Source organism: Acinetobacter sp. 24-47-39 (genome assembly GCF_056783825.1).
Genome location: NZ_JBWYIP010000008.1, coordinates 150,245 through 168,031 on the forward strand (window position 1 = coordinate 150,245; position 17,787 = coordinate 168,031).

A 17,787-nucleotide genomic window follows, 5' to 3' on the forward strand; every position below is an offset into this window, starting at 1 on the left:
TGAAAAAAATTGTTTTTTTATATGGTATTTTCTACCTGTTATAGTACAACAAATAAAAAAAGCCCTATTGAATAATAGGGCTAGGCGCAACTTTATTTTTAGAATTTGTAGCTGTAACCAATGCTATAGATGACTGGATCTATATCTAGCTTGAACTTTGTTGTTCCATCTACATTCACTTCAGGGTTCAAATCTGCATAACGTACGTCAGCGAATACACCCCAGTTTTTTGCATCAGCTGGTTGGAAATTGAAACCTAACTGCGCTGCATAACCAAAATCTTCTTTTACACTTTGAACGCCTTGCTCATCCCAAGCAATAAATGCTGTTGCACCAAGACCAACATAAGGTGTAAATCCCGAGGTATTTTTAAAATGATATTTCGCAGTCAGTGTTGGTGGTAAATGTTTAATCGTCACTGCATCAGCGCCATTAATCAAAACATCATGGCGAACTGGTGTGGCTAATAATAATTCAGCAGAAATTTGATCATTAAAGAAATATTCCACCGAAGGGGTAAAAGCAAATTCATCATCGGCTTCCACTTTAGCTCCTCCTAGAGCGGCCACAGTGGTATCTTGCGTTGGAGAAATTGCAGATGCACCTAACTTAAGTTGCCATTCTCCTGCCAGTGCATTTGCAGACATTCCAAGCAAAACAATCAGTGCAATTTTATTTAACATTATTATAACCTCTGGAAGATTGATCTAAATAAAACACTATTTAAATATAATAAACATGCCAAAAATTAATATGCAACTCTTAAAAATTAAATAAAATACATTACATTTATAAACAATTGATTATAAAAATAATTTATTTTAAATCATACCAATTTAGTCAATTATAAATCCACCAGTTATTTTAAATAACCTATTAATCATATTATTTTACTCGGAATTTTTTTATTTAATCCTACTATTTTAATCTGATTTAAAATAAAAAAAGGCGATTATATTAATCGCCTTTTATTCAATTATTTTTAAATATAGTTATAGCACCATTGCCGCGATCCAACCAAAAATCATCAATGGAATATTGAAATGAATAAATGTCGGAATCACACTGTCTTTCATATGGTCATGTTGACCATCCATATTCAAACCTGATGTTGGACCTAAAGTCGAGTCTGAAGCTGGAGAGCCTGCATCACCTAGAGCTGCAGCAGTACCTATGAGCGCAATTGTTGCTGCTGGACTAAAACCAAACTGAATACATAATGGGACATAAATGATTGCAAGAATAGGAATTGTTGAAAAAGAAGAACCAATACCTAAAGTAATCAATAATCCGATCAGCAACATCCAGAACGCCGCCCAACCTTGGCTATCACCAATCCACGCGACTGAAGCCTCAACTAGCGTTGGAACCTGACCAGTAGCACCGATCACCGCTGCAAACCCTTGTGCCGCGATCATAATAAAACCCACGAGCGCCATCATACGCATACCGGTAATGATGACATCGTCAGCTTCTTTCCACTTGAAAATACCCGCACAGCTTAGGATCGCCACACCGACTAAACCAGCTAAAATCATGGAGTCTGAGTACCATTGCACACCAAGGGTCACAAATACAGACACAATGGCCATAAAGATGGTAAATGTTGCAATTTGTGGTCTTTCATCCAAAGATTCTTCAGCCAATGTGTCAGAGATTCTTTGAGATTTAATCTCTGATCTTACCGTTTCATAGTCACGTGGCTTACGATATGTATAAAACATGGCGATGAGCAAACCAATAAACATACCAAAAACAGGAATTGCCATCGCTGATGGGATATCAGTATATGAAATCTCAAAACCCAAAGCTTTACCAAACGTATTGATGTTTTGACCCAAGATATCGTTTAAGAAGATCGCACCAAAACCAAACGGCACCAACATGTATGTACCCACCAAACCAAATGTCAGGATACATGCCACCAAACGACGATCTAAACGTAGATGATTAAATACCCCAAGTAATGGTGGAATCAATACTGGAATAAATGCGATATGAACTGGAACTAGATTTTGAGAACAAATTGCAGCAAATGCCAAAGTTGCAAAAATCATGTATTTCACAATATTCTGTGATTTCTGATTGCTGCTTCCTTTAAGCATAGTCACCATTTTGTAGGCCAACAAATCTGGCAAACCTGAACGAGCCAAAGTTAAGGCAAATGCACCAAGTACACCATAAGCTAAAGCAATCTGGGCACCCTTGCCCAAACCACCATTAAACGCTTCCATAGTGCCTTGTAAACCAAGACCAGCCAATAGGCCTCCTGTTACAGCACCAATGATCAGTGCAAATACCACAGGCACACGAGCCAAAGAGAGGCCAAACATGACCCCAATGGCAGCAAGAATTGCAAACATAAGAAATAGGAATCAGACAAAAAAACTATTTTATCAGAATTTGTTTGTAATAAATCTGCTCATCAGGGGTTGAAACCTTCACTCGTCAAATTCTATTCGCCTTGCGCATTTTTTTTTGCAAATTGTTTAATATACGATGCGATCTCTTGTGCACGACTTAAAACTGCCCAGTGATTCGCATCTACCTCAACACGTTCAAAAACTGTCGCCCATTTTGGAATTTCATCAATCAACTCAGGACTCACATATTTATCACGTTTTAAGACCACCGCTTGAATGGGACAAATCGCATGACGTTGACGAGGCATCGTTAGACGTGGAATAAAGTTCGCGCGATATAGCGCCACACCATACTCACCATCCTTAGAGATATTTTGGTTTACAGGTAAGCCTTTTGTATCTTCAAGAATTTCAAATATTTTGCCCCAGCGATCTGGATTGAGAAAATTCCACATCGTCGGTGCAACTACGGGTAGCTGAAATAGTACGATGTACCAAGACTTAATCAATTGCTTAAAGAACTTTGGTTTTTGATGTTTGAATTGTTCACGCATCCAAAAAGCAGCATGGTCCAAGCATGGTCCAGAAATGGTAGTATAGGAAAGAATACGGCCTTTAAATTTAGATTCTGTTACGGATTCCCATGTTTGAATTGAGCCCCAATCGTGTGCTGCAACGTGAAAGTTACGATTTGGCAACAGATGATTTACCACACTTTCCAAATCTAAAGACAGTTGAGCTAATGCATAAGCGCGAATCTTTTTCGGTATGCTCGATTGACCAGCGCCACGCACATCATAAGTCACAACAAAATAATCTTCGATTAAATTCGAAATGATTGGTTCCCATACTTCTTGATTGTCAGGATAACCATGCACAAGCACCAATGCCTGCTTATTCCGATCTCCCCATGTTTTAGCATAGAGTTTTTGTTGATCTGTCGTGTTAATCCAATGTGACTCAAATTGCATAATATGCTCAACCTTTTTTGTTATTGATTGACCGTTTTCTTGGTCTACGATGATTTTCGATCAATGCCAGAATATTTTTTGTACTTTAGTATGCTAACTAATGAAATAAAAATAATTGACCTAAATGAGTATTTTGAAAAAGCTAACGACAATTCCGTTGATCTCCAAGTATATGTTTAATAGCTTTGCACCCTTCCAAGGTGCAGGCATTTCTATCGATAAAATCGACTTAAAAAATCATCATATACGTGTGAAAATGCCACTTACACGAAAAAATAAAAATATTGTGGGTGTCCATTTTGGCGGTAGCCTTTATTCTATGGTTGACCCATTCTATATGACATTACTCATGTATCACTTAGGTGATAAATATATTGTTTGGGATAAGGCTGCAAGCATCGATTTTTTAACTCCTGGTCGTAGCACTGTTTATGCAGATATCCGCATCGATTCCAGTGAAATACAACTCATTAAAGAGCTCGCTAGCAATCATGCTCCTGTTTACCGTAACTATACTGTGAATATTATGGATGAATCAGGCTTACGGATCGCAGAAGTTCACAAAACTGTGTATATCCGTCGCAAGAAGGCAAAAGCCACACGTTTCCGTTAATAAAAAAAGCGCTCTATGAGCGCTTTTTTTATCACTTTAGCAAATTAACGATTATTTTGTTCTATCGCTTTTGCTCTATCGCTGCTCCTGCACCACCGCCAATTGCACCACCAATTGCAGCGCCAGAGTTACCACCAAAAATACTTTTACCTACTGCAGACCCGATTGCACCGCCTACACCACTATAAGTGGCATTACGATCTGAGCCCCCTTGAGCTTTACTACCTACAGCGGCACCTGCACCACCACCAAGCGTTGCACCAACACCACCACCAACATTATTACCAACACCACCACCAAGTGCACCGCCTGCAGCAGCTGCACCAATACGCTGTTGATTCGGCGTCATGCTTTCACAACCTGCAAGTAGCATTGTAGATACGGTTGCCATCGCCATGACAGCTGTTAACTTTTTCATCTTGATGTCCCTCTTTGTCTATTTATATAAGCATATCGCGATCTAGAGAATAAAATTTTCAATTTCTGTTACAAGACAACGCGAAAATGATGCTATTTGTAAAGAGTTTTTTTCAAAATAGATATTTAGCCTCAAATTCACATTATCAAACTCAATAAAAAAAGGCACCCGTAGGTGCCTTCTTAATTCAGTTTAGATTAAAACTGATCTTCATTTAATGCTTGTGAGAACGCTTGGTCAACTTCAGAGAAGTCATTAACCAATTCGTGTTCAGCAGCTTCTGCTTCTTGTCGACGACGCTCTAAGTGGTAAGCCAAACCTGTACCCGCTGGGATCAAGCGACCAACAACCACGTTTTCTTTTAGACCGCGTAAATCATCTTCTTTACCTGTTACAGCAGCTTCAGTTAACACACGTGTTGTTTCCTGGAACGATGCAGCAGAAATGAACGAGTCAGTAGAAAGTGAAGCTTTCGTGATACCCATCAATTGACGTTCAAACTTCGCAGGGAACTTGTTCTGAGCAAGTACTGCTTGGTTTTCTTGGACAACACGGATGTAATCCACTTGCTCGCCTTTGATGAAGCTTGTATCACCACCATCGATGATCTCAACTTTACGCAACATTTGACGTACGATGACTTCAATGTGCTTATCGTTAATTTTTACACCTTGGAGACGATATACGTCTTGAACTTCATTCACGATGTAGTTTGTCAACGCCACTTCACCTTTCAAACGTAAGATGTCATGTGGGTTTTGCGGACCATCAGAAATCGTTTCACCACGGTTCACATGCTCACCTTCGAACACGTTAATCGTACGCCACTTAGGAATTAACTCTTCGTAAATCTCTGAGCCATCATCCGGTGTGATCACAAGACGATTCTTACCTTTAGTTTCTTTACCAAAGCTTACAACACCTGAAACTTCTGCAAGGATCGCATGTTCTTTCGGCTTACGTGCTTCAAACAAGTCAGCTACGCGTGGAAGACCACCGGTAATATCACGAGTACGTGAAGTTTCTTGAGGTACACGACCAATTACATCACCCACACCAATTGTTTCGCCATCACGGACAGTCACAATTGTATTTTGTGGTAAGAAGTAGAACTGTTCACCACCATCAACTGTATCTAATACAATCGCTGGACGTAAGTCTTTACCAGAAGCTGGACGAGACGTTACAGGTAAAATTTCAACTGTCGTCATACCAGTTGCATCATCTGTTTTAGATGTTGCAGTTACACCATCAGCGATTTGGCTGAAACGTGCTTTACCAGCAACTTCTGTTACCAATGGATGCGTATGCGGATCCCAAGTCGCTACAATACCGCCAGCTTCTACCGCACCACCATCTTTAATCAAGATTGAGGCACCGTAAGGAAGTTTATAACGCTCACGCTCACGACCGATGTCATCAGTGATACCAATCTCACCAGAACGAGAGACAGACACCAAGTGACCTTTAGCGTGTTGAACTGTCTTCACATTATGGAATCGGACAAAGCCTGCATTACGTACTTGAACACTGTTCGCAGCAGAAGTTCGGCTCGCAGCACCACCCACGTGGAATGTACGCATCGTTAACTGTGTACCTGGCTCACCAATTGATTGAGCAGCCATTACACCCACTGATTCACCTGGATTCACCAAGTGACCACGTGCAAGGTCACGACCATAACATTTCGCACATACACCAAAAGTAGATGCACAGTTTACAACTGAACGCACTTTAACTTCATCGACACCTTGCTCTTCTAGGTAGTTTGCAAGTTTCTCATCGATGAGTGTATTACGTGGTAGTACCACTTCATCAGAACCTGGTCGCTTCGCATCTTCAGCTAATACACGACCGAGTACACGAGTACCTAAGTTCTCGATAACATCACCACCTTGAATGAATGGCGTCATTACTAGACCGTCAAAAGTACCGCAATCTGGCTCAGTAATCACTAAGTCTTGCGCTACGTCTACAAGACGACGTGTCAAGTAACCCGAGTTCGCTGTCTTCAATGCTGTATCGGCCAAACCTTTACGCGCACCGTGTGTTGAAATGAAGTACTGAAGTACCGTCAAACCTTCACGGAAGTTCGCTTTAATTGGTGTCTCAATAATTGAGCCATCCGGTTTTGCCATCAAACCACGCATACCTGCAAGCTGACGAATCTGAGCTGCCGAACCACGGGCACCCGAGTCAGACATCATGTAGATCGAGTTGAATGATTTTTGTTTCTCGTCTTCACCCTGTTTGTTCTTAACAGTCGTGTAAGACAAGTTATCCATCATCGCTTTCGCTACTTGGTCGTTTGTACGCGCCCAAATATCGACAACTTTGTTATAACGTTCGCCGGCAGTTACGAAACCTTGTTCGAACTGTTGCTCAATTTCACGAACTTCAACTTCAGCTTTCTCGATAATTGAATACTTCGCAGGTGGAATCACCATGTCTTCCATACCAACAGACACGCCTGAACGTGTTGCTTGACGGAAACCGAGGTACATCAATTGATCAGCAAAAATAACAGTATCTTTCAAACCAAGCTTACGGTAGCAAGAGTTGATCAATTTAGAGATGTTCTTTTTGGTCATCTCAACGTTGATTTGCTCGAAGCTTAAACCTTCTGGCACAACTTCCCAAAGTAAGCAACGGCCTGGTGTTGTATCAACGATAATGGTTTGTTGCTCACGCTCACCATTTTCATTAATCACAGTTTGATGTACACGAGCTTTAACACGAGCATGTAAATCAACTTGACCTGTTGCAAGCGCACGGTTTACTTCGTGAGTATCCGCGAACACCATGCCTTCACCTTTGGCATTGATTGCATCACGGGTGATGTAATACAAGCCTAAGACAACGTCTTGCGATGGAACGATGATTGGTTCACCGTTTGCTGGAGACAAGATGTTGTTCGTTGACATCATTAACGCACGAGCTTCTAATTGAGCTTCAAGTGTTAATGGAACGTGTACCGCCATTTGGTCACCATCGAAGTCGGCGTTGAACGCAGCACATACGAGTGGGTGTAGACGGATCGCTTTACCTTCAATCAGTACAGGCTCAAATGCTTGAAGACCTAAACGGTGAAGTGTTGGCGCACGGTTCAACATCACTGGATGTTGACGAATCACAGATGCAAGAACGTCCCAAACTTCTGGAGTCTCACGCTCAACCATTTTCTTCGCAGCTTTAATGGTAGTTGCTTGGCCAGACGCTTGTAATTTCGCGAAAATAAACGGCTTGAATAACTCAAGTGCCATTTTCTTAGGAAGACCACATTGGTGAAGACGTAAAGTAGGACCTACAGTAATTACTGAACGACCAGAATAGTCAACACGCTTACCAAGTAAGTTCTGACGGAAACGACCTTGTTTACCTTTGATCATGTCTGCCAAAGATTTAAGAGGACGTTTGTTCGAACCAGTAATTGCACGACCACGACGACCGTTATCTAACAATGCATCTACAGATTCTTGCAACATACGTTTTTCGTTACGTACGATGATATCTGGAGCAGCTAGATCAAGAAGACGCTTTAAACGGTTGTTACGGTTGATCACACGACGATAAAGATCGTTCAAATCAGATGTCGCGAAACGACCACCTTCAAGTGGTACAAGCGGACGAAGATCTGGTGGAAGTACAGGAAGTACAGTCAACACCATCCATTCTGGTTTGTTATTCGACTCTTTGAACGCTTCCATTAACTTCAAACGCTTAGATGCTTTCTTAAGCTTCGTTTCAGAAGTTGTATTCGGAATTTCTTCACGTAAACGAGAAATCTCAGCCTCAAGATCAATGTCTTTCAACAAATCTTGAACTGCTTCAGCACCCATTTTCGCAGTGAATTCATCACCGTGCTCTTCTAATGCTGTGAAGTATTCTTCGTCATTCAGAAGTTGGTATTTTTCGAACGGAGTCATACCAGGATCTGTTACAACGTAAGATTCGAAATACAATACACGTTCGATATCACGTAGCGTCATGTCTAAAAGAAGACCGATACGGCTAGGCAGTGATTTTAAGAACCAAATGTGTGCAACTGGTGAAGCAAGCTCAATGTGACCCATACGTTCACGACGAACTTTCGCAGTTGTTACTTCAACGCCACATTTTTCACAAATGACGCCTTTGTATTTCATACGCTTGTATTTACCACACAAGCATTCGTAATCTTTTACTGGACCAAAAATTTTGGCACAGAATAAACCATCACGTTCAGGTTTGAACGTACGATAGTTAATTGTCTCTGGCTTTTTAACTTCACCATGAGACCATGACTTAATCATTTCTGGTGACGCAAGACCAATACGGATGCGATCAAACTCTACAGGAGCATGACCGTCTGAATCCGTCTTTTTGCGCATGATATCGAGCAAGTCTTTCAATTTTTTTCTCCGTGTGTTGTGGAGATTTTCACTTCACAACTGGGTCACAAATATTGTTTTTTAACTGAATTGGTAATCTCCCCTAACCCCTCTTTTTTAAAGAGGGGAAAGTCTCCCCTTTATCAAAGGGGGGATTGAGGGGGATTTAGTCACCATTTTTCAGTTCAATGTTGATACCTAAAGAACGGATCTCTTTGGTCAATACGTTGAACGATTCAGGCATACCTGGGTCCATATAATGGTTACCATCTACAATGTTCTTATAGATACGGGTACGACCCTCAACGTCATCCGACTTCACAGTCAGCATTTCTTGAAGCGTATAAGCTGCGCCATATGCTTCGAGTGCCCAGACCTCCATCTCACCGAAACGCTGACCACCGAATTGTGCTTTACCACCAAGCGGCTGTTGCGTTACAAGCGAGTAAGAACCTGTAGAACGCGCATGCATCTTGTCATCAACCAAGTGGTTCAATTTCAACATGTACATGTAACCTACAGTTACAGGACGGTCAAAACGTTCACCAGTACGGCCATCATACAGTACTGTCTGACCAGTACGTGAAAGACCAGATAGTTCTAATAACTCTTTGATTTGACCTTCTTCGGCACCGTCAAATACTGGTGTTGCAAGTGGAACACCTTTACGGAGGTTGCCTGAAAGTGCCAAGATTTCATCATCAGTTAAGCTATCAAGATCTTCTTGCTCGCCACCAACTTTGTTGTAAATCTTGTCTAAGAATTCACGAAGTTCAAGTACAGTACGTTGTTCTTTCAACATTTGATCGATCTTGTCACCAAGACCTTTCGCAGCCATACCCAAGTGAGTTTCAAGAATCTGACCCACGTTCATACGTGAAGGTACACCTAGTGGGTTCAATACGATATCTACTGGAACACCATTCGCATCATGTGGCATGTCTTCAACTGGCAAGATGTTTGATACAACACCTTTGTTACCGTGACGACCCGCCATCTTATCACCAGGCTGAATACGACGTTTTACTGCTAGGTAAACTTTAACAACTTTCAATACGCCAGTTGTTAACTCATCACCAGTAGAAAGCTTACGTTTTTTCTCAGCGAATTTCTCATCGATTTCAAGACTCTTTTCTTTCAAGAATACTTGAATTTGAGTTAAACGCTCCGCGATGCCTTCATCTACTGGTTGGATATCAAGTAGATCAACAAGTTCTAGATTTGAAAGAATTTCATCAGTTAACTTGTCGCCACGTTTTGTTGTACCGCCGCCATTAGACTCTTGACCATTCAACAAACGTACAACGCGCTCACGTGCAGCTTCTTCGAAGATTTTGTATTCTTCTTTCAAGTCTTTACGGTATGCATCAAGTTGAGCTTTCTCAATCGCTTGAGCACGTTCGTCTTTCTCGATACCATCACGAGTAAACACTTGAACGTCGATAACTGTACCCTTCGTACCAGATGGAACACGAAGTGAAGAGTCTTTCACATCAGCTGCTTTTTCACCAAAGATTGCACGAAGCAATTTTTCTTCAGGAGTCAACTGCGTTTCGCCCTTAGGTGTTACTTTACCAACTAAGATGTCGCCAGCAGTTACTTCAGCACCGATATAGACAATACCTGATTCATCAAGCTTAGAAAGAGCAGCCTCACCTACGTTAGGGATATCAGCAGTAATTTCTTCTGAACCAAGTTTAGTATCACGCGCGACACAAGAGAGTTCTTGAATGTGAATAGACGTCAAACGATCTTCTTGAAGAACACGCTCAGATAATAAGATCGAGTCTTCGTAGTTGTAACCGTTCCAAGTCATGAACGCGACACGCATGTTTTGACCAAGTGCCAATTCACCGCCATCAGTTGATGGACCATCAGCAAGTACATCACCACGACCAACTTTGTCGCCTAGGTTCACAAGCACTTTTTGGTTAATACATGTGTTTTGGTTTGAACGTGTGTATTTAATCAAGTTGTAAATATCTACACCTGCTTCACCCGCAACCATTTCATCTTCATTCACACGAATAACGACACGAGATGCATCTACGTATTCAATACGCCCGCCACGTTTCGCGATCACACACACGCCTGAGTCATGCGCCACGTTCGCTTCCATACCTGTACCAACAAGAGGCTTGTCAGCAATCAGCGTAGGAACAGCCTGACGTTGCATGTTTGAACCCATCAATGCACGGTTCGCATCATCGTGTTCAAGGAATGGAATCAGTGACGCAGCCACAGAAACAACCTGCTGAGCAGATACGTCCATGTGCGTTACTTTTTCTGGCGGCATACGTACGAAGTCACCTTGGTGACGAACAGATACGAATTCTTCTGTTAAGTTACCATCTTTATCCAATTGAGAATCGGCCTGTGCAATCACAGTACCTACTTCTTCAATTGCTGATAAATATTCAACTTCATCCGTTACACGACCATCAACAACTTTACGATATGGAGTTTCTAAGAAACCAAAGCTATTCGCTTTCGCATATACAGATAATGAGTTGATCAAACCAATGTTTGGACCTTCAGGCGTTTCAATTGGACAAACACGACCGTAGTGAGTCTGATGTACGTCACGTACTTCGAAGCCCGCACGTTCACGTGTTAAACCACCTGGACCTAATGCTGATACACGACGTTTGTGTGTAATTTCAGACAATGGGTTGTTTTGATCCATGAACTGAGATAACTGGCTTGAACCAAAGAATTCTTTGATTGCAGCCGCTACTGGTTTTGCATTAATCAAGTCTTGTGGAGACAAGTTATCTGTCTCTGCTTGTGATAAACGCTCTTTCACAGCACGTTCAACACGAACTAGACCAACACGGAATTGGTTTTCTGTCATTTCACCAACAGAACGTACGCGACGGTTACCTAAGTGGTCGATATCATCGACTTCACCTTTACCGTTACGGATTTCAACCAGTGTTTTTAATACGTCAATGATGTCATCGTTTGAAAGAATACCTTCAACTTCACGTGACTTCTGATCCGTACCCACTTCGTAAGGACGGCCCAAACGACGGTTGAACTTCATACGACCAACTGGTGATAAGTCATAACGTTCAGAAGAGAAGAACAAGTTGTTAAATAAGTTTTCTGCAGCTTCTTTCGTTGGTGGCTCACCTGGACGCATTACCTTGTAAATTTCTACAAGCGCTTCTTCACGACCAGAAGTCGTATCAGCACGTAATGAATCAGCTACGAATGAACCGCGATCGATGTCATTGGTATAAAGTAGGTTAAATTGCTTAACGCCGCCTTCAGCGATTTTAACCATTACTTCATGACTAAGAACTGTGTTTGCAGCAATCACATCACCATTGTGTAATGTAATGTCTTCAGCAGTAATACGCTCATACAAATATTCATCAGGTACTGGAAGTTTAGTTAAGCCTGCAGCTTCCATTTGACGAACATGACGCGCATTGATACGTTTACCTTGCTCAACGATTGTCTTACCGTCATTATCTGTGATATCAAATTGTGCCATTTCACCACGCAGACGCTCTGGAACCAAGTCAATTTGATAGCTGCCCATGTCTAGATATACAGGAACTTTTTCATAGAACATGTCTAGAATTTGTTCGTTTGTATAGTTCAAGGCACGAAGAATCACAGTCGCAAGTAACTTACGACGACGGTCAATACGTACGTATACTAAATCTTTAGCATCAAATTCAAAGTCCAACCATGAGCCACGGTAAGGAATGATACGTGCAGAATAAAGCACCTTACCACTTGAATGCGTCTTACCTTTGTCATGATCAAAGAACACACCAGGTGAACGATGTAATTGAGATACGATTACACGCTCAGTACCATTGATCACGAACGTACCGTTCTGTGTCATAAGTGGCATTTCACCCATGTACACTTCTTGTTCACGTACGTCTTTAATTGATTTCGTTTCGCGATCTTTAATGATCAAACGAATTTTTACGCGCATTGGTGCCGCATAAGTTGAGCCACGAAGAATACATTCGCGAACGTCAAACTCTGGTTTACCAAGGCTATACTCAACGAATTCTAAAGCAGCATTCCCAGAATAACTTTCAATTGGAAAAACTGAACGAAATGCGGCTTGGAGACCGATATCTTCGCGGTTTTTTGGTGTTTTGCCATCTTGAAGGAACGTTCTGTACGAGTCGACTTGAATCGCGAGCAGGTACGGAGCATCCATCACTTGGGGCAATTTACCAAAATTCTTACGGATCCGTTTCTTTTCGGTATATGAGTATGCCATCTGGAGTCCTCGGAAAGTAAACTAAACCCGCCTGCAGAACGGGTCTAGAAGGAATTACGCAGGTCGATATGACCACCACTTTGTTCAAATGCTGCAATGTTCAGTGGTATTAAAACGCTTAACAATATTTTTAAACATGGAAAAATATTGGTAAGCGTTTGATTTTATTCAATTATAGTTAGTATTGATGATTTTTACATCAAGTTAACAAAAATCGAGCCGATAATTGTAACGCAAAAAGGCTGATGACCCAAGAGCCATCAGCCAATTTTTGGGGTCAAATTAATATTGGCCCCATGGCGAAATTACTTAACAGTAACTTGAGCACCAGCTTCTTCAAGTTTCTTCTTAAGTTCTTCAGCTTCTTCTTTAGAAACACCTTCTTTAAGAAGAGCTGGAGCGCCTTCAACTAAATCTTTAGCTTCTTTAAGACCAAGACCAGTAGCTTCACGAACTGCTTTAATTACAGCAACTTTGTTAGCACCGAAAGAAGTCAACTCTACGTTGAATTCAGTTTGTTCTTCAGCAGCAGCAGCGCCAGCACCTGGAGCAGCAGCAACAGCTACAGCAGCAGCAGATACATTGAATTTCTCTTCAAAAGCAGAGATAAGTTCAACAAGTTCAAGAACAGTTTTTTCAGCAACTGCGTTTAAGATTTCTTCGTTAGTTAAAGCCATGAGAATAACTCCAAATGGATATTGAATGGTGTGGAAATTGATTTATTAAGCTTAAGCAGCTTCAGACTCGTTTTTCTCTTTGAGCGCAGTAATAAGGCGACCCAATTTCGAAATAGGAGCTTGAAGAACGTTTGCAAGCATAGTAAGCGCTTTTTCTTGGTTCGGAAGGTTCGCGATTACGCTAACTTCAGCACCTTGATAAACCTTGCCATCGAATGCAGCAGCTTTAAGTTCAAATGCTTTATTAGTTTTAGCGAATTCTTCAAACAAACGAGCAGCTGCGCCCATGTCGTCTTCAGAAGTCGAGAAAGCTAAAATTGTTGGGCCAACAAGGTTGTCGTTCAAGATATCGAACTGAGTATCTTGAAGAGCACGTTTAGCTAAAGTATTACGCACGATACGTGTAGTAACACCTAGTTTACGAGCTTCAACACGAAGAGCAGTTAATTGCTCAACAGTTAAACCTTGGTAGTCAGCAACAACAGCAGTGAAAGCAGTAGAAGCAACAGCGTTAACTTCAGCTACGATCTGTTTTTTGTCTTCGATAAGAAGAGCCATTGTAAAACCTCCTAACGGTGATTCATGTACTCACGCGAAGTACACTCCCAGTTCGTTAACTCATCACTGAGTCAACACGCGGAGGATGAACTAAATCACACCACCGCGTCTACGCAGGCTGGAATATTAAGAGCGAAGCATAAAACTCCCCTCGCCTGAGGTCTTTGACGCTGATAAATTCTCATTTACCAATTCAAAGTTTGCCTAAGTTCGCAAGAAATCCAAAACCGGTATCTTGCGTAAGATTTGAAGCAACGCTTCAAATCTTACTCAGGGCTTTAAAATTCTGTCTAAGTTAAACTTAGTTAGAAACGTTAGTTACATCAATAGTAAGACCAGGACCCATAGTTGAGCTTAAAGTGATCTTTTTGATATAAACACCTTTAGAAGTTGCAGGTTTTGCTTTCTTAAGGTCAGCTACAAGAGCTTCAACGTTTTGACGAACAGCTTCAGCAGTGAAACCTACTTGACCGATCGCAGCATGGATGATACCCGCTTTGTCTACACGGTAACGTGCTTGACCAGCTTTTGCATTTTTAACTGCAGTCGCTACGTCAGGAGTTACAGTACCCACTTTAGGGTTTGGCATTAAGCCACGTGGACCAAGGATTGTACCCAACTTACCTACAACGCGCATTGCATCTGGAGCAGCAATCACTACGTCAAAGTCAAGGTTACCCGCTTGAATGCTTTCAGCAAGGTCATCAAAACCAACTACGTCCGCGCCTTCAGCTTTAGCAGCTTCAGCAGCAGCACCTTGAGCAAACACAGCTACACGTACAGTTTTACCAGTACCTGCAGGAAGTGTAGTCGCGCCACGAACAACTTGGTCAGATTTACGAGGATCAACACCTAGATTTACAGCTACATCCAAAGATTCTTTGAATTTAGCAGCTGGAAGGCTAGAAAGTACTGCTACAGCTTCTTCCAAAGTATAAACTTTGTTCGCTTCTACAGCAGCTGCAATAGCTTTTTGACGTTTAGTTAATTTAGCCATGTCTTAAAGCTCCACTTCCAAGCCCATAGAACGTGCAGAACCAGCAATGGTACGTACACGCGCGTCTAAGTCAGCACCAGTTAAATCTGGTTCTTTAGTAGTCGCGATCTCTTCTAATTGAGCACGAGTCAACTTACCAACTTTAGTTTTGTTAGGTACAGCTGAACCCTTTTGGATACCAGCAGCTTTCTTAAGCAGAATAGCAGCAGGCGGAGTTTTCATGATAAATGTGAACGACTTGTCGTTGTACACAGTGATCACTACAGGAATCGGAAGACCAGCTTCAAGTTTTTGTGTAGCAGCATTGAATTCTTTACAGAATGCCATGATGTTTACACCACGTTGACCTAGTGCAGGACCGATTGGTGGAGATGGATTCGCTTTACCAGCTGGAACTTGCAGCTTGATATAGCCGTCAATCTTCTTAGCCATTTCAATTACCTCTGGGTACAAACGCCGATTAAGGCTCCCCAATATTTACAAGTAACGATACCGTTACAACAACAATGCCCGATTAATAAAATCGGGCGTTTTCAACCAATTCAGATTAAATTGTTTTTTCGACTTGGCGAAATTCCAATTCAACTTGAGTTGGTCGATTGAATACATTAATCGTCAACGTTAAGCGTGACTTTTCGTACTGAACTTCTTCCACCACACCTTTAAAGTCTGTGAATGGACCATCAGTAACCAATAATTCTTCGCCTGGCTCGAACATTGTCTTAGGACGAGGTGCTTCGCCAGTATTGCGTACACGTGCAAGAATCGCGTCAGCTTCTTTTTGCGTAATTGGAGCAGGCTTTTCTGCCGTACCACCAATAAATCCGAGTACTTTTGGACATTCTTTAACAATGTGCCAAGTATCGTCATTCATTTCCATTTCAACTAACACATAGCCTGGAAAGAATTTACGCTCTGACTTACGTTTCTTACCATCCTTCATCTCTACCACTTCTTCGGTAGGAACAAGGACTTCACCAAAGCTATCGGCAACAGCGCTACGCTGGATTCGATCATTAAGCGAACGCATCACTTGTTTTTCATAACCTGAATAGGCATGAATAATGTACCAACGTTTCATAGCTCTTTTACCCGATAATAAACTTCATCAACCAACTAATAATGTAATCAAAACACCATAAACCAATAGCGGTGATTACAACAACAAGTAACACTTGCCATGATGCAGTTACTGTTTCTTGCTTTGTTGGCCAAATCACTCGACGCAGTTCAATGCGTGAGTCTTTCAACAAACGAACAAAGCCTTTGCCTTGATGGGTGGCGTATAATAAACCTAAAGCCACAACGATACAAGCCAAAATTACCCCAACACGCACCCAAATATTGTTTGCGGGAACCCAATATGCTGGAAGATGTTGATTTACCATAAGTGCACCAGCAAGTAATGCCAATGCAATAATCCATAAAATCACGTCAACTGGTGAACCAGATTTAACGACTTCAGCGGAATTGTTTCTTTGAGGAATTGGCGCGTCGCTTAATGCGTCACGCGATTTATCATTCGACATTTTTGTACTCGTCGTTGAATTCGCGACTTATTATATGACCAGTTTAGCCAGCATCAAGCTTTTTATCAAAAATAATTTGGCAGGCCAGGAGGGACTCGAACCCCCAACATTCGGTTTTGGAGACCGACGCTCTACCAATTGAACTACTGACCTATAACAAAACCGAGAATCGAAACCCTCGGTTTTCGTTTATACTTCTATTATGCAGTTACTTTAGCAACAACACCAGCACCAACTGTACGACCACCTTCACGGATCGCAAAACGTAGACCTGGGTCCATTGCGATTGGGTGGATCAATTCTACTGACATTTCTACGTTGTCACCAGGCATAACCATTTCAACGCCTTCTTGCAATTGAATCGCGCCAGTTACGTCAGTTGTACGGAAGTAGAACTGTGGACGGTAACCGTTAAGGAATGGAGTGTGACGACCACCTTCTTCTTTAGAAAGTACGTATACTTCTGCATCGAATTTAGTGTGTGGCTTGATCGCACCTGGTTTAGAAAGTACTTGACCACGTTGTACGTCTTCACGCTTAGTACCACGTAATAAGATACCACAGTTCTCGCCCGCACGACCTTCGTCTAGAAGTTTACGGAACATTTCAACGCCAGTAACTGTAGTTTTAACTGTGTCTTTGATACCTACGATTTCAACTTCTTCGCCTACTTTCACGATACCAGCTTCTACACGGCCAGTTACTACTGTACCACGACCAGAAATAGAGAATACGTCTTCGATTGGCATTAAGAATGCTTTATCAATAGCACGCTCTGGCTCTGGGATGTAAGTGTCAAGCGCTTCAACAAGAGCAACAACTGCATCTTCACCGAACTGACCAGCTTCACCGTTAAGTGCAGCAAGAGCAGAACCACGGATAACTGGAGTGTCATCACCTGGGAAGTCATAAGTAGAAAGAAGTTCACGAACTTCCATTTCAACTAGCTCAAGAAGCTCTTCGTCGTCTACAAGGTCACATTTGTTTAAGAATACAACGATGTATGGAACACCTACTTGGCGAGAAAGAAGGATGT

Annotated in this window: 14 protein-coding genes and 1 tRNA gene; 1 reads left to right on the top strand and 14 read right to left on the bottom strand. The window is 41.8% G+C overall.

The annotated features are described in order from the left end of the window. Positions 1–98 precede the first annotated feature (98 nt). From AC1M9C_RS09125 to AC1M9C_RS09135, 3 genes are all read right to left on the bottom strand, one after another. Complete coding sequence (locus AC1M9C_RS09125; protein ID WP_035265961.1) at positions 99–683, bottom strand: OmpW/AlkL family protein; 585 nt, start codon at positions 681–683, stop codon at positions 99–101. Between the two features lie 309 nt (positions 684–992). After that, on the bottom strand, positions 993–2,363 hold the full coding sequence (locus AC1M9C_RS09130; RefSeq protein WP_481953571.1) for a Na+/H+ antiporter family protein: 1,371 nt from the start codon (positions 2,361–2,363) through the stop codon (positions 993–995). Positions 2,364–2,455: 92 nt separating this feature from the next. Beyond that, complete coding sequence (locus tag AC1M9C_RS09135) at positions 2,456–3,334, bottom strand: alpha/beta fold hydrolase (protein ID WP_481953572.1); 879 nt, start codon at positions 3,332–3,334, stop codon at positions 2,456–2,458. 124 nt (positions 3,335–3,458) lie between these two features. Here AC1M9C_RS09135 and AC1M9C_RS09140 point away from each other — a divergent pair, with 124 nt between their 5' ends. Continuing rightward, on the top strand, positions 3,459–3,947 hold the full coding sequence (locus AC1M9C_RS09140) for a DUF4442 domain-containing protein (RefSeq protein ID WP_481953573.1): 489 nt from the start codon (positions 3,459–3,461) through the stop codon (positions 3,945–3,947). Positions 3,948–4,008: 61 nt separating this feature from the next. Here the strand turns inward: AC1M9C_RS09140 and AC1M9C_RS09145 are convergent, their stop codons facing one another. The 11 genes from AC1M9C_RS09145 to AC1M9C_RS09195 form a co-directional block, all read right to left on the bottom strand. Next, positions 4,009–4,365 (bottom strand): hypothetical protein, encoded by a 357-nt coding sequence (locus AC1M9C_RS09145; RefSeq protein WP_035265949.1) that lies wholly within the window; start codon positions 4,363–4,365, stop codon positions 4,009–4,011. 197 nt (positions 4,366–4,562) lie between these two features. After that, positions 4,563–8,756 carry a DNA-directed RNA polymerase subunit beta' gene (gene rpoC / locus AC1M9C_RS09150; protein WP_035265945.1) on the bottom strand — a complete coding sequence of 1,398 codons (4,194 nt, stop codon included), beginning with the start codon at positions 8,754–8,756 and terminating at the stop codon, positions 4,563–4,565. A gap of 145 nt (positions 8,757–8,901) precedes the next feature. Beyond that, positions 8,902–12,990 carry a DNA-directed RNA polymerase subunit beta gene (rpoB, locus tag AC1M9C_RS09155; protein WP_481587409.1) on the bottom strand — a complete coding sequence of 1,363 codons (4,089 nt, stop codon included), beginning with the start codon at positions 12,988–12,990 and terminating at the stop codon, positions 8,902–8,904. A 305-nt stretch (positions 12,991–13,295) separates the two neighbouring features. Beyond that, positions 13,296–13,667: a 50S ribosomal protein L7/L12 gene (gene rplL / locus AC1M9C_RS09160; RefSeq protein WP_035265942.1), complete on the bottom strand. Its 372-nt coding sequence runs from the start codon at positions 13,665–13,667 to the stop codon at positions 13,296–13,298. Between the two features lie 51 nt (positions 13,668–13,718). Continuing rightward, positions 13,719–14,225, bottom strand: a complete 507-nt coding sequence (gene rplJ, locus AC1M9C_RS09165) for a 50S ribosomal protein L10 (protein WP_035265941.1) — start codon at positions 14,223–14,225, stop codon at positions 13,719–13,721. Positions 14,226–14,526: 301 nt separating this feature from the next. Further along, positions 14,527–15,222, bottom strand: a complete 696-nt coding sequence (rplA, locus tag AC1M9C_RS09170) for a 50S ribosomal protein L1 (protein ID WP_035265940.1) — start codon at positions 15,220–15,222, stop codon at positions 14,527–14,529. A 3-nt stretch (positions 15,223–15,225) separates the two neighbouring features. Beyond that, positions 15,226–15,654: a 50S ribosomal protein L11 gene (gene rplK / locus AC1M9C_RS09175; protein ID WP_004813566.1), complete on the bottom strand. Its 429-nt coding sequence runs from the start codon at positions 15,652–15,654 to the stop codon at positions 15,226–15,228. A gap of 115 nt (positions 15,655–15,769) precedes the next feature. Further along, on the bottom strand, positions 15,770–16,303 hold the full coding sequence (gene nusG, locus AC1M9C_RS09180) for a transcription termination/antitermination protein NusG (protein ID WP_035265938.1): 534 nt from the start codon (positions 16,301–16,303) through the stop codon (positions 15,770–15,772). 7 nt (positions 16,304–16,310) lie between these two features. Continuing rightward, positions 16,311–16,751: a preprotein translocase subunit SecE gene (gene secE / locus AC1M9C_RS09185; protein ID WP_035265936.1), complete on the bottom strand. Its 441-nt coding sequence runs from the start codon at positions 16,749–16,751 to the stop codon at positions 16,311–16,313. Positions 16,752–16,828: 77 nt separating this feature from the next. Then, positions 16,829–16,904 (bottom strand) — tRNA-Trp (locus AC1M9C_RS09190). Between the two features lie 47 nt (positions 16,905–16,951). After that, on the bottom strand, positions 16,952–17,787 hold an 836-nt coding region (locus tag AC1M9C_RS09195; protein WP_481611912.1), incomplete at its 5' end, for an elongation factor Tu.